This is a genomic window from Pseudoalteromonas simplex (assembly GCF_015278155.1).
Classification (GTDB): Bacteria; Pseudomonadota; Gammaproteobacteria; order Enterobacterales; family Alteromonadaceae; genus Pseudoalteromonas; species Pseudoalteromonas simplex.
In genome coordinates, this window is sequence record NZ_JADILN010000004.1 from 179,105 (window position 1) to 194,148 (window position 15,044).

Consider the following 15,044-nt stretch of genomic DNA (forward strand, 5'->3'; position numbering starts at 1 on the left):
CACCCTAACATACAGAGTCAATGTCGCAACCTTGTCCAAGATCAATAATACAGCGATTCATACAAGTTTCTGAAACTCATTGAGTAAGCAACAAAGAAGATGTAGTTCGCACAAAATTCTAAGAATTATTCCTAGACATAACCATTTGAATTAGAGATATAATCAAATTTGATGGAGGGAAACATGCGTATTGGTATTATTGAAGATCACCAACTAGTAAGGGATAGCTTTAAAAAGTTACTAGAACTACAACAGGAGTGGCAGGTAATTATTGAAACCTGCACGGTTAGCGAGGCTAAACTTGCCGTTGAAATTGAACAACCTGATATTTTTATAGTTGATATTTCAATGCATGAAGGAGAAACTGGCCTAGCATTTTTAAGCTACTTAAATAGTTACTACCCTGAAATTAAAACAATTGTTGCCTCCATGTATGACTACGAGCCTTATGTAAGCAACGCTCTTAGCTTGGGCGCGCAAGGTTACGTCTCTAAACGTTCAGCATCAGAAGCCTTAATCGACGCTGTCAATTCTGTAATTAAGGGCGGCAGGTATATAAGTGAAGATGTGAAGTTTAACTATAAAGACCCTTCTAATAAACTCGCTTTACTAACACCAAGAGAAAAGGAAGCTTTACCTCTATTTGCAAAAGGGCTTAACGCAAAACAAGTGGCGCAACAGTTAGACATGATGCCTAAAACTGCTCATGTGCATAAGGCTAATATTTACCAAAAACTAAAAGTATCTAACTCGTTCGATTTACTCAAAATTGCAATAGATAATGGACTCATTGCGCTTGATGAACTGGCATAATTTCCCTTTCGTGAATGTATCTGTGAACCAAGCTTTTGCTGAGTTTACAAAACAAGCTCTAGTCGCTGTTATTTACTTTGTTACCTTATGCTTTTCTTCTTGGGTAAGTAATCATTTAGAAACGGTGGCGCAAAGTAGCGCCATATTCTTGCCTGCGGGAGTTAAGCTCGCTTTTTTTATTATCTTCCCAATTAGGTTTTGGCCAATTCTTTGGTTTAGCTCAAGGCTTTATGCTGCTTATATCGGCATGTTTTATAACGATGCTTGGCACTTCGATTTATTACATGGCTTTTGGCAAGAAGCTACCTACATGATAATAGTACACTGCTTTAAAGAAAGTCGTTGGCCACCCAAGATCGATGCTAATACCGGCGTTATCTCAATCGTTTTGTTGGCTACTTCAACAGCCGCTATCAAGTGGTTTTTGTTTGCTAGTGCTTTTGAGTTCACTACATGGTTAGCTGGTAAGCAGTTATTACAATACCAACTCAATATGACCCTAGGTGATTTAACAGGGACACTACTCGTTGCGCCAATATTGCTAAGTATTAAGGAAAGCTATAAACATAAAATTACGCTAAACAACTATTTACTCGTAATTGCGCTGTTAGCCCTGACCATAGTTTACCTTGCAGCCTATATACATAGGCCTGACCTATATTCTCTGCTACGCTTGTTCTCTTTACTGCCTATTCTTTGGTTTTCTTATAAGTTTGCTACAACAGGTGCTATTTTGAGTGCTTTACTCAGCAATAGTCTAATTGTTGTACAAGCAGGCATCCAACAAGATGCAACGAATACTTATATAAGTCAGTTATTTATCTTAGCAAACTCAATTACTGGGCTTTTAATTGGTACTGCAACAAATGAACTCAAATTAAAAAACGCTGAATTACAACAAAGCAATGAACAACTTTCTCAATTACTTGCTAAAAACAAACAACTTGCAAAACGGATGGTTACAATCCAAGAAGACGAGCGCAAATATCTGTCTCAAGAATTACATGACGAATTAGGGCAAAATCTCACAGCGCTAAAAACAGATTTAGCAGTATTATCACTCTCACAACAAAACAGCAATAATTCAATCATTGCTACCCTTAGAGAAAATGCCAAAGCTATGTATGACTCTGTGTATCAAATTATGCATCATTTGAGACCGAGAGAGCTTGACGAGTTAGGCCTTGAACACGCTCTAAAAAATGGCAAATTAAAATCCCTATTAAATAAAGCTGATATCGAGTATCAAACGAACTTAGATATCAACAGTACATTGGCTGATGAACACCAAACGGCTATTTACAGAATCTGCCAAGAAGCTGTTACCAATTGCATTAAACACAGCAGCGCCTCACAATTATTAGTTCAGTTGAGTGTACATAAACAAGCCATAGATCTCTTAATTAAAGATAATGGTGAGCAAGTGCGTAACAACGCAGAATCTGGTGGCTATGGCCTTTTATTTATTGAAGAGCGAGTGCTTGCTTTAGGTGGTAAGTGTAGTTTTGACACGCAGGGTGGCTTCACTATTAAAGTATCTTTTTAACTTCATGTATTAGAGTTACGTAACCAACGTGATAAATATGCGATTTATCGTTTCTACTCGAATTGTTTATTAAAAACGCTACACTGGGTGCGTCAATTAAAAAACAACGAGAAAGATGAATGAAAGCGCAATTATCACTTTTGAGCTTAGCCTTGGTGACAAGCCTTGGTAGTGCACAGGTTAGTGCGAAAGAAGCTCTGCAATTTAAAGACGTGTTTGATTTTAAATACGCAAAAGGCACCCAACTTTCTGAAGATGGCCAAATTCTTAGCTTTAGTGCCGACCCTTATCGCGGTAATGCACAAGGTCAGGTTTATACATTAAACAACAACACCCTACTAACTAGCGTTGAGCGCGGTACTCGCCCAACTATTAATAAAGCAGCAAACTGGGTGGCTTTTACTCAGGTACCAACCCTACTTGAAAAAGAAACCACCAAGAAAAAAGATGAGCTAAAGAACAACCTTGTTTTAGTGAATACTAAAAGTGGTGAGCAACAGACCTTTAACGATGTAAAAGACTATGTATTATCGGATGATGGTGCATGGCTTGCTTACCGACTCGATAAAAAAGCAGATAAAAAAGACAGCGAAGAAAAAGACGAAAACAGCAGCGAAATCAAGCCAGATAAAAAAGATAAAAGCTTTGATTTAGTGCTTGTTAACCTTCAAGACAAAACCACGCACACTCTCAACAACGTATTCAGCTATGCGATGAGCAGTACCGGTGAGCAGTTATTAGCAAGCCAAAGCTACAGTGATGGTGCCGACAACCAAGTTGTATTAGTTAATCTTAATAATGACTTTAAAACTAGTGTGTTGATCGATGAGCCAGGTGTTGTGGCAAACAAAATTGCTTGGCAGCCAAACAGCAATACCGCAGCGCTGTTAATTGGCAATTATGTGAATGATGATACACGCCGTCGTGACCACAGCTTACAGCTTTTACAAAACGGGGCGCTTTCAACTATTAATTCTGCAGATAGCAGCTGGACTATTGGCAAAACAGCATCGCTAAAATGGTCTGAAGATGGTGCTCGTTTATACTTTGAAAACCACCCTAAACTCGCTGCAAAAGTTGCCCTAAAAGAATACAAAGATGAAGCCTCTTTATATGATTTCGATACCATTCGCGACCAAAAGGGCCTTAACGTTTGGCACAACAAAGACGCTGAAATTAAGCCTCGCGAAGAGCAGCAATGGAACAAAGCGAATAAGCTTCGTCATTACCAAGCGGTATATCATGTAAATGGTCAGCACGTTGTGCAGTTGAGCACACCGAACATGCCAGAGGTGTCGCTTAATACTCATCGTGAAGCGCTATTAGGCTATTCAGACCGACCTTACCTAGAACGTGTTATGTATGGTGGTTTTTACGCAGATTATTTCAGTGTTGATGTTAAAACCGGTAAACAAACCGCTATCGTCAGCGACTATCCGTTTAGACCAAGCCTTGCGCCAAATGGTCAATTTGCAGCATTTTTCCAAGACAGCCAAGTACAGCTTAAAGATTTAGGTAACAACAAGGTTTCAACCTTATCTAAAGCAATTAACGCTATTTTTGCTGATGATAAACATGACTACCCATCACCTCAGCCGGGTTATGGTTTTGCAGGCTGGTTAAACGACAGCAGCCAAGTACTGGTTTACAGTAAATTTGATATTTGGGCTTTTGATGTCGCAACACAAAAGGCAACGCGCCTAACTCAAGGTAAAGAAAGCAATACCCAATATCGTGTTATTAAACTAGATAAAGACCAAGTGGGCTTTGCCAAAGACGAAACATTATTACTAAGCGCAACCAACCTGCAAGATAAGCAAACTGAAATTGCAAAACTTGATTTAACAAGCAATAAAGTAAGCAAAGTACTTTCGGGTAAAAAGCGCTATGATGTAGTTAAAAAGGCGAAAAATGCCGACAAATACCTATTCACAGCGCAAACATATCAGCAATTCCCTGATTACTACCAAGCTGATTTTAGCTTCAAAAAGCCACAGCGTGTTACCAACCTCAACCCACAAATTAGCAACTTTGCATGGGGCGAAAAACCTGAGCTTATTAGCTATAAAGGGTTTGATGGTGAAGATTTACAAGGCGTATTAATTAAGCCTGCGGGCTACAAAAAAGGCGATAAGGTGCCAGTGGTTGTGTACTTCTACCGCTATATGAGCCAACGCATGTATGACTTCCCGAAAATGGAATTAAATCATCGTCCTAACTTCCCGATGTTTACTTCAAATGGTTATGCGATTTTCTTACCTGATATCCGTTTTGAAATTGGTCATCCGGGTAAATCGTCAACCCAAACGATGATCAACGCCACTCAAAAGTTGATTGATTTAGGCATTGCTGATCCAAATAAAATTGGTTTACAAGGTCACTCATGGGCAGGCTACCAAAGTGCCTTTATGATCACGCAGACAGATATGTTTAAGGCGGTTGTATCGGGTGCGCCAGTATCTAACATGACCAGTGCATACAGCGGTATTCGCTTAAAATCAGGTCTTGCTCGTCAGTTCCAATACGAAACAGGGCAAAGCCGCATTGGTAAAACGTTATTCGAAGCGCCAGAGCTATACATCGAAAACTCACCGGTGTTCTTCGCTGATAAAGTGAATACCCCAATTCTGATTATGTTTGGCGACAAAGATGATGCTGTGCCATGGCACGAAGGTGTTCAATACTACCTAGCACTTCGTCGTGCGGGTAAAGATGCCACCTTCTTACAATACGAAGGTGAACCACATCACCTGAAGAAATTCCCTAACCAAGTGGATTTCTCAGTACGCATGATGGAATATTTTGATCACTACTTAAAAGGCAAACCAGCCGCTGAGTGGATCAAAAACGGCGTACCCTTTATTGAAGAATAAGCAACAAGCTGAATTTAAGCTTACTGCACACTCCCCTAGAGCCAGCATTTTCGCTGGCTTTGTTCTATAAAATCAATTAAACCATCTGTTTTTTCGATTTTATCAATCGATTTAAACCCCAGTTTGTAAGTGGAAAGTTAACCTGAACAAATCTATATTTCACCCAACTTCTAACTGGAGACTACACAATGTTTAAAAAATCAACGTCAGCTTTGTCTAAAGTAGCTGTTGCGGTATCACTGTTGGTGGCAACAGGCGTACAAGCTACAAACGACATCAAATCAAACCAATTCTGGTGGCCAGAGCAATTAGATCTTAGCCAACTTCGTGCCCATGGTGCAGAGTCTGATCCTATGGGTCCTTACTTTGATTACAAAAAAGAATTCTTAAAGTTAGACCTAAACGCAGTGAAAGCTGATATTGAGAAAGTATTGACTGATTCTCAAGATTGGTGGCCTGCTGACTACGGTCACTATGGTCCATTCTTCATCCGTATGGCGTGGCACGCATCAGGTACTTACCGTACGTTTGATGGTCGTGGTGGCGCAGGCGGTGGTCAACAACGTTTCGACCCGCTAAATAGCTGGCCTGATAACGCAAACCTTGATAAGGCACGTCGTTTACTTTGGCCTATAAAACAAAAATACGGTCGCAGCATTTCTTGGGCTGACTTGATGGCGTTAACAGGTAACGTTGCGCTTGAATCAATGGGCTTCAAAACCTTTGGTTATGCCGGTGGTCGTGAAGACGATTGGGAACCAGATTACGTATACTGGGGCCCTGAAGGCAAAATGTTAACTGACGAACGTCGTGACAAAAAAGGCAAACTTAAAGGCCCATTAGCGGCAGTTGAGATGGGCTTAATCTATGTAAACCCAGAAGGCCCTCACGGTAACCCTGATCCACTACTTGCAGCAGACGACATCCGTTTATCATTCGGCCGCATGGCAATGAACGATGAAGAAATCGTTGCACTAATCGCCGGTGGTCACAGCTTTGGTAAAGCACACGGTGCGAAAAAAGCGACCTGCTTAGACAAAGAGCCTGCAGCAGCCGGTATCGAAGAGCAAGGTTTAGGTTGGAAAAACAAATGTGGTAAAGGTCACTCAGAAGACACCATCACTTCAGGTCTTGAAGGTGCATGGACAGTGACACCAACACGCTGGTCAATCAACTACCTACAAAACTTATTTGCTTTTGAATGGGTTAAAACTAAGAGCCCTGCAGGTGCGACTCAATGGATCCCTGAAAATGGTCAAGCGTCTAACCTAGTGCCAGATGCACACATTAAAGGTAAGCGTCATGCGCCTATCATGTTCACAACTGATATCGCGTTAAAAGCAGATCCTGAGTTTCGTAAGATTTCAGAGCGTTTCTTAAACGACCCGAAAGAGTTCGAACTGGCATTTGCTAAAGCATGGTTCAAACTAAACCACCGCGATATGGGCCCACGTGCTCGTTACCTAGGTGACTTAGTGCCAGAAGAAGTATTAATTTGGCAAGACTACATCCCTGCGGTTGACCACAAACTAGTTGATAGCAAAGATATCGCGTCACTTAAAGCTAGCATCTTAGATTCAGGTTTATCTGTATCTGAACTAGTGCGTGTTGCTTGGGCATCAGCAGCAAGCTACCGCGACACAGATATGCGTGGTGGTGCAAACGGTGCACGTATTCGCTTTGCTCCGCAAAAAGATTGGCCGGTAAACAACCCGAAAGAAGTAGCTAAAGTACTTAGCAAACTTGAGAAAATCCAAACTAAGTTCAATAAAAAAGCATCTGGTGGTAAAGAAATTTCACTTGCAGATATGATTGTTCTTGGTGGTGCGGCTGCAATCGAAAAAGCAGCAAGCGACGCAGGTTTCTCTATCGCAGTACCGTTTAAGCCAGGCCGTATGGACGCGTCATTAGAAATGACTGACGTTGAATCATTCGAAGTACTTGAGCCAACAGCAGATGCGTTCCGTAATTACTACAGCTCAGCATGGAAATCACCGGCTGAAATGTTAGTTGAACGCGCTGATTTACTAAGCTTATCAGTACCAGAAATGACTGCACTACTAGGTGGTATGCGTGCCCTTAACGCGAATACTGACCAAACTAAACACGGTGTATTCACGAAAAAACCAGGCACATTAAGCAACGATTTCTTCGTTAACCTATTAGATATGTCAACGAAGTGGTCTAAGTCTTCTGACGAAGGTGTTTACGAAGGCCGTGACCGTCAATCAGGCAAACTTAAGTGGACAGCAACACCAGTAGATTTAATCTTCGGTTCAAACTCAGAGCTACGTTCAATCGCTGAAGTGTATGCCTCTGACGATGCTAAACAGAAGTTCGTTGATGACTTCGTAGCAGCGTGGACTAAAGTAATGACGCTAGATCGCTTCGACCTACGTTAACCCTATATCAATCGTGTTAAGTCGATTGGTATCATATTTTCGCAACCAACAAAGCCGCTAAGTTAGCGGCTTTTTTATTTCAAACCGAGTTATTAGAGCACTTTGAGATTTACAGGCACTCGAGTTCAGCTCATTACTCAATAGCATGAAGCCACCGTAACATTAGATGTAGGTCGCCATTTATGGCGTCATAATAAACGCGCTAAAGCACGACCTACAAGCAAGTGCTAACCTAGCAACTAGCAGCTAGCAGCTAGCAGCTAGAAACTTAAATCAACAATACTGCCCTGCTGCAAAGCCGCAGCTCCAGGCGTATTGGAAGTTGTAGCCGCCTAGCCAGCCGGTGACGTCAGTGACTTCGCCGATGAAATAAAGGCCCGGTGACTTTTTCGCTTCGAAAGTTTTTGAACTTAACTCGTCGGTGTCTACACCGCCAAGCGTTACTTCGGCTGTTCTATAACCCTCTGTGCCGTTGGGTTTAATTTGCCAATTGTGAATGTAGTCATGTAACGCGTCGATTTGCGCATGGCTTAGCTGGTTTACATTGCAATCTGGGATCGCTTTCGTGTCGTGCAGCATTTCAACAAAGCGTTTTGGTAAAATGGTCGCTAGGGTATTTTTTAGTGACTTTTGCCCTTGGCTTTGACGCCAAAGCTCAAGCTGCTGCTTTAAATCGAGCTCGGGTAACAAGTTGATGTACACAGTTTGCCCTGCACGCCAAAAAGAGCTGATTTGTAAAATAGCTGGGCCCGAAAGGCCACGGTGAGTAAACAAGATGTTTTCTTTAAACTGGGTGCCATCTTCACTGGTAACCAGACAAGGAATGCTGATCCCCGATAACCCATCAAAGCGATCTTTATCATGCTGGTGCAACGTAAATGGCACTAATGCCGCCATGGTTGGTAGCACTGTTAAACCAAATTGCTCAGCAATTTTATAACCAATTGGTGATGCCCCAAGCTTAGGCATGGTTAATCCGCCCGATGCGACAACTAACGACTCGCATTGATAGCTATCTTGCTCGGTAATAACTTCATAACCCGCATCGGTTTTTGTCACGCTGAGTACTTCGTTACGCAGCGCTATGTTAACACCTGCCCACTCACACTCAGTTAAAAGAATGTCAACGATATCTTGTGCGCTGTTATCACAAAATAGCTGACCCAGCGTTTTATGGTGATACGCCAAGCCGTGACGGTCCACCAGCTCTATAAAGTCATGTTGGGTATAACGGCTTAAACACGATTTTACAAAGTGAGGATTGCCACATAAGTAGTTGTCTGGGCTTGCGTTTTCATTGGTGAAGTTACAACGTCCGCCGCCGCTGATTAATATTTTACGGCCCGGCTTTTTGCCCATATCAAGCACAGTAACATTGCGACCACGGTAGCCTGCTTGTGCAGCGCACATCAAACCTGCGGCGCCGGCACCAATCACAATTACATCTACTTGGGTCATTACTCATACTCACTAAAAAAATTTAGCTGATTATAACAAGTTATTGTCGTCGCTGTGTTAACTCAGAGATGTTTTTACAAAAAAGATAAAACCAAAAAACGAAATAAAGCAAAAACTCAAAACCATAAAATTATAACTTTATTATGAGAAAATAAGCAAAAAACACCACAAAAAGACTGATTTAGACGTCTATACATTTAGTTATAACCAAAATAGAGACAACCATAATAAAACGATATTTTAACTAAATTAACATATATTTTACCTTTGTCCCCCTTCACGAAAAACATCGTGGAGATTTACATAACAATCTAGGGATCATTATGACAACTAACAACAACTTGAAGAAATGCGCAATTGCACTGAGCTTGACTGCGTTGTTTGGAACAACAGCAGCTATGGCTACTCCAGATCAACTTATGTCACCATCTATGCAGGAAACTGCAGCTAAATTACAAGGCCAAGAAGGCTTTGGTACTCAATTTATCATCAAGTATAAAAACAATAGTGATGAAATGATGACCATGTCGGCAGCAGAACAAACGCCGACTATGATGAACAAAAAAGCAAAAGGCTTTATTAAAAACTTCAGCAGCAAAAAAGGTAAAGTAAAAGCACAATACGTTCGTGCAATGGCGATGAGTAATCACCACGTAATGCGTGCTGATAAAAAACTATCAGCTGAAGAAACCCAAGAATTTATGCAAGAAATGGTCGCTTCTGGTAACGTTGAATACATCGAAATCGACCAAATGTTAAAGCCGTTTGCGACGCCTAACGACCCTCGTTATGACGACCAATGGCACTACTACGAGCAAGCGGGCGGTCTTAACCTTCCTACTGCTTGGGATACAGCAACGGGTAGCGGTGTCGTTGTAGCGGTACTTGATACTGGTTACCGCCCTCATATTGATTTAAATGCTAACATTCTTCAAGGCTATGACATGATCTCTAACGTGTCTGTAGCGAACGATGGCGGTGGTCGTGATAGCGATGCACGCGATCCGGGTGATGCAATCAGCGCTAACGAATGTGGTTACACACACAGTGCACAAAGCTCAAGCTGGCACGGTACACACGTTGCGGGTACTGTTGCAGCAGTCACTAATAACGGTGAAGGTGTTGCCGGTGTTGCTTACAACTCAAAAGTAGTGCCAGTGCGTGTACTTGGTAAATGTGGTGGTTTAACTTCTGATATCGCTGACGGCATCATCTGGGCATCGGGTGGTTCAGTTTCTGGCGTACCAGCAAATGCTAACCCTGCTGATGTTATTAACATGAGTTTAGGTGGTAGCGGTTCATGTAGCTCAACAACGCAAAATGCAATCAATCAAGCGCGTAACAACGGTTCTGTAATTGTAATCGCTGCAGGTAACGATAACGATAACTCTGCAAACTACAACCCTGGTAACTGTAATGGTGTTGTAAACGTTGCATCTGTTGGTCGTAACGGTGGTCGTGCATACTACTCAAACTACGGTAGCAACATTGACGTTGCAGCACCGGGTGGCGCGCAAAGCTTTGCGAATGACTCTGAAGGTGTGTTATCTACTCACAACTCAGGCTCTTCAAGCCCTAGCAGTGATTCATACCACTACTCACAAGGTACATCGATGGCAGCTCCACATGTTGCGGGTGTCGCAGCATTAATCAAACAAGCTAAGCCATCAGCAACACCTGATGAAATCGAAAGTATCTTAAAATCGACAACTCGTTCTTTCCCAGCAACATGTACTAGCTGTGGTACAGGTATTGTTGATGCGGCAGCCGCGGTTGCAGCAGCCTCAGGTACAACACCGCCACCACCAACGGGTAACGTATTAGAAGATGGTCAAGCACTAACTGGTTTAAGTGGCTCTGCTAGCAGCCAAACTTTCTACACAATGGAAGTTCCAACAGGTGCGACTAACGTAACCTTCACAATGAGTGGCGGTTCAGGCGATGCTGACCTTTACGTTCGTGCAGGTAGCGCACCAACAACATCAACCTATGATTGTCGCCCGTATAAAGGCGGTAACAACGAAGTATGTTCTATCGATAACCCAACAGCAGGTACTTACCATGTAATGCTGAATGGTTACTCTGCATACTCAGGTGTTAGCCTAGTAGGTGATTTAACAACTTCTGGCGGTGGTTCAGGCTCAGGTTCACCACAAGCAGGTGGTGGCACAGTAACAGATATCTCTGCAAGTGCAGGCCAATGGAAGCATTACACTATTGATGTTCCTGCCGGTATGGCAAGCTTTACAGTAACGACATCAGGCGGTACTGGCGATTCAGACTTATTCGTTAAGTTTGGTAGCCAACCAACATCATCAAGCTATGATTGTCGCCCTTACAAAAACGGTAACGCAGAAACTTGTACGTTCAGTAATCCACAAGCAGGTACTTGGCACTTAAGCTTAAATGCTTACCGTACTTTCTCGGGTGTTACACTGGATGCGCAATATCAACCTTAATAGTTGATCTCCTAAGTCACCCCCAGGGACTTTCAGCCGGACTTACGTCCGGCTTTTTTGTATTTATGAATTGCTATTAAAGCTTTTCTAGCACAGCTTCAGCGCGGCTTACTACAAACTCTTTGTCTTGTTCAACAAACAGCCCTGTTACAGTTTGGTTTTCAACGATCATTGCATAACGCTTAGAACGTATACCACCAAAACCAGCTGTGTCTTTATCTAAACCAAGTGCTTTGGTAAAACTTGCATCACCATCTGCTAACATACGAATATGCTCAGCGTTATGAGCTTCTCCCCATGCTTTCATTACAAATGCATCGTTCACCGATACACAGTAGATTGCATCAACGCCTTTAGCAGTAATTTTATCGGCCAGGGTAATAAACTCAGGTAAGTGAGCATTAGAGCATGTTGGTGTAAATGCACCCGGCACCGCAAACAACACTACTTTTTTATCTGCAAATAATGCCTCTGTTGTTAAGGTTTGCATGCCTTCGCTAGTTAATTCACTAAGGGTTGCTGTAGGTATAGTGTGGCCTTGTTCGATCATCGTAATTCCTTGAAAGAAAATAAGAGTACAGAGTATATACCTAAAAAATTGAATACAGCATGATTTTAAGGACAAACAACGTAAACCATTGCTCGCCCTTTGAAGGGTTATAAACCTAAGCTGGCTTTAATGGTATGCATTTGCTCTTGTAGGCGATGTTGAATATCACTAACCAGAGAGTTTGATTCGCTTACCTGCCCTTTCATGCTTTGCATTGATTGACTGAAGTTTTCTAGTAAGGCGTTTTGCTGTTTAGCCAGCTCCATAGCATCAAATGCGACCTTATTTGCATCTTGCGCGTTGCCAGCTACGCCTTCGGAGTTACGTTTAAGTTCTTGGGCATTTTGTGTTTGTAGCTCGGCATCATTAGCCAGTGCGCTAATTTGCTCCGATACCATGGTGGAGTTTTCACTTAAGCGGTTTAACTGATTGTTAATATCATCAAGTGACCCCTGCGTTTGTCTGGCAAGTTTTCGTACTTCGTCAGCGACCACCGCAAAGCCTCGGCCATGCTCACCTGCACGCGCCGATTCAATCGCTGCATTCAGTGCTAATAAGTTTGTTTGCTCAGCAATATTTTTAATCACCTCAATAACTTGACCCACATCATCAACGCCTTTTAATAGCTCTTTTAAGCTATCTAGGCCTTGCTCAACGCGTTCTTCAGTACGAGAGCTTGCGGTTAACATGCTATCTGCAAAGCCTAGGCTCTGCTCCATCGCACCAAAGGTTTGTTTGGCGTTATCAGCAACTTGACCATTGATGTTATTAACCTGTTCACCAATGTCTTGAATATCAGTAAGTAAACTTTGGTTTTGTTCAACCTGAGAGTGGCTAGCATCAGTTTGCTGGGCAATCGTATGTAAGTGCTCGCTCATCTCTAGCATAAAGTCATTAATAACCTTAAGCATTTGTGCTCGTTCTTCTGCTTCACCACGCTGGCGCTCAATCAATTGATTAAAGTAATGGGCAATTTCACCGACTTCAGTTTTCGGATTTTTACTCTCAATGTTTTTAAGCTCATTACTCTCAATTAAGAAAGCAAAGCCATCACGCAATTGACGCAGCGGGTTAAGCACTTGGTTACGCTGTACGAAATACACACCCGCTGCTAAAACCACCAGCATGCCAATGGCTACACAAAACACGATAAACACTTGCTGCTTAAGGTCGCTCTGTTCATCTTTTAGCTTTTGCTCTGCACCGAGCACCGTTGTAGACAAGGCGCCTATTTGCTCGCGCAATGCTTGCATGCCGGTTTGACGCTGCTCTGCTTGCTCAAGAGTGGATGCTAAATCACGTGGGAAGCGTTTGGGCCAGCTACTTAACTCAGCTTTTATGTCACCGGCCAAATCTTCTGCTTCTTCGCCAAAAAATAAAGCGTCTTCATCCACTTCGCTCATTACACCTAAATTTTCGAGTTTATCGATTTTAGCCCCAAGCGCATTTAGGTTTTCAACACTTTGATTGAGGCTGTTTTTAGTGTCTTGATCAAAGTTGATCACTAACTTATAAGTGTACAAAGCAAGTGAAGTGACTTCGCTGTAGTAGTCAGCAGCTAGTTGGTAATACTCAAGTGCAAGCGCTGTTTGCGGCTCGGCTTTACTTGCATAGCCAATTAATGATGAAGCTGAACCTGCCATTTGTCTTAACGAGTTATCAAGCAGCGCCATTTCGTTACCCGATAGCTTACCTAAAGCGCGGTACTTACCGTTGATGTCTTTATCGAGTGCTGTTAGCTGGCTATTAAGCTGACTTGCAAGATCACTAGGCAACTTAGCTAAAAGCTGCTTTTTAACATCACTTATCAGCGTAGAAGCTTTATTTAAGTGTTGGCTGTCACCTTGTTCTAAATAATCATCAAGGTAGCTTTTTAAATCAATAATGATGGTGTTTTTTAGCTTGTTATAAGCGTTATCTTGTTGCTCTAAACCGAATAAGGTTTGACTTGCCCAAAACAGAGTGGCTGCTAATAAAATACTAGCGAGAGTAAGTAAAACGGCCAATAGCCGAGTAAATGATGACACGCGCATAAACGATATTCCCAAGTAACGTTGCGCGCGTAGAATATTAACCTTTTATGACAATATGATGAAATGCCACCATAAACAACTACACGAAAAAACCAGATACATCCAAAAACATTAGATTTAAACCATTGCCGCTTTTACATATACATCAAAGCGGTTCTTTTTGGTTTTGATTTGCATACTCGGGGTTTTGTCATTTAAAAATGGCGCGTAATCAGGGCGCTTCACAACCACTCGCTTACTAGCAAGCGGATAAGCAAACTCTAATAGATCATCGGCATCGCTATCTGAGCCAACAAGCTCTTGGAATACTCGCATTTCTTTTTTAACGAGGGCTGATTTTTCACGATGAGGAAACATAGGATCTAAGTACACAACATCAGGAGTATCACTACATTGCGCCAGTAACGTATGACTAGAGCCAAACACTAAGCTCATGTTTTCTTTCATCCAGGGGCCAATTTCTGCATCGTTATAGGCGCGTTCTAGGCCATCAAATAATAGCGCAGCAACTACTGGATGGCGCTCATGTAAAATCACTTTACAGCCTAGTGATGCCAGTACAAAGCCATCACGACCAAGGCCTGCGGTGGCATCAAGAACCACTGGTGTGGCACCTTTATTTAACCCTACAGCCTTTGCTATAGCTTGCCCTTTACCTCCACCAAACTTACGGCGGTGAGCTGCAGCACCCGTTACAAAATCAACGTGGATTGCACCCAGCTTTGGCTCGTCCTTTTTCTTCAGGCTAAGACCTTGGTCGTCATAATGAAGCGAAAAGCCCGCATTCTGCTCAGCCCACTTAGCTAAACCAAAACGTAACTCTATTGCATCTAAATAAGGACGCATTTCTTTAAAAGGACAATGAATTACCACACAAAACTCCGAGCTATATTAATCGGCGTCAGTATAG

The 15,044-nt window shown here is 42.3% G+C and carries 9 protein-coding genes; 5 read left to right on the forward strand and 4 right to left on the reverse strand.

What is annotated here, in order from left to right; all coding sequences use genetic code 11:
- Window positions 1-183 precede the first annotated feature (183 nt).
- The 4 genes from IRQ78_RS10145 (at window position 184) to katG (ending at window position 7,634) form a co-directional block, all read left to right on the forward strand.
- Window positions 184-813, forward strand: coding sequence for a response regulator transcription factor (locus IRQ78_RS10145; protein WP_054552760.1), 630 nt, complete (start codon window positions 184-186; stop codon window positions 811-813).
- Complete coding sequence (locus IRQ78_RS10150) at window positions 800-2,359, forward strand: MASE1 domain-containing protein (RefSeq protein ID WP_194442020.1); 1,560 nt, start codon at window positions 800-802, stop codon at window positions 2,357-2,359. The genes IRQ78_RS10145 and IRQ78_RS10150 overlap by 14 nt, the downstream gene beginning before the upstream one ends.
- Before the next feature lie 119 nt (window positions 2,360-2,478).
- Window positions 2,479-5,232, forward strand: coding sequence for a S9 family peptidase (locus tag IRQ78_RS10155; RefSeq protein ID WP_194442022.1), 2,754 nt, complete (start codon window positions 2,479-2,481; stop codon window positions 5,230-5,232).
- 188 nt (window positions 5,233-5,420) lie between these two features.
- Complete coding sequence (gene katG, locus IRQ78_RS10160) at window positions 5,421-7,634, forward strand: catalase/peroxidase HPI (protein ID WP_194442024.1); 2,214 nt, start codon at window positions 5,421-5,423, stop codon at window positions 7,632-7,634.
- Between the two features lie 273 nt (window positions 7,635-7,907).
- Here the strand turns inward: katG and IRQ78_RS10165 are convergent, their stop codons facing one another.
- Window positions 7,908-9,092, reverse strand: coding sequence for a BaiN/RdsA family NAD(P)/FAD-dependent oxidoreductase (locus IRQ78_RS10165; protein ID WP_194442026.1), 1,185 nt, complete (start codon window positions 9,090-9,092; stop codon window positions 7,908-7,910).
- 323 nt (window positions 9,093-9,415) lie between these two features.
- Here IRQ78_RS10165 and IRQ78_RS10170 point away from each other — a divergent pair, with 323 nt between their 5' ends.
- Window positions 9,416-11,551 (forward strand): S8 family peptidase, encoded by a 2,136-nt coding sequence (locus tag IRQ78_RS10170; protein WP_054552770.1) that lies wholly within the window; start codon window positions 9,416-9,418, stop codon window positions 11,549-11,551.
- A 76-nt stretch (window positions 11,552-11,627) separates the two neighbouring features.
- Here the strand turns inward: IRQ78_RS10170 and IRQ78_RS10175 are convergent, their stop codons facing one another.
- From IRQ78_RS10175 to IRQ78_RS10185, 3 genes are all read right to left on the reverse strand, one after another.
- Window positions 11,628-12,101 carry a peroxiredoxin gene (locus IRQ78_RS10175; protein ID WP_194442028.1) on the reverse strand — a complete coding sequence of 158 codons (474 nt, stop codon included), beginning with the start codon at window positions 12,099-12,101 and terminating at the stop codon, window positions 11,628-11,630.
- Window positions 12,102-12,208: 107 nt separating this feature from the next.
- Window positions 12,209-14,134, reverse strand: a complete 1,926-nt coding sequence (locus IRQ78_RS10180) for a methyl-accepting chemotaxis protein (protein WP_194442029.1) — start codon at window positions 14,132-14,134, stop codon at window positions 12,209-12,211.
- A 117-nt stretch (window positions 14,135-14,251) separates the two neighbouring features.
- Window positions 14,252-15,007: a class I SAM-dependent methyltransferase gene (locus IRQ78_RS10185; protein ID WP_138599257.1), complete on the reverse strand. Its 756-nt coding sequence runs from the start codon at window positions 15,005-15,007 to the stop codon at window positions 14,252-14,254.
- Window positions 15,008-15,044 lie beyond the last annotated feature (37 nt).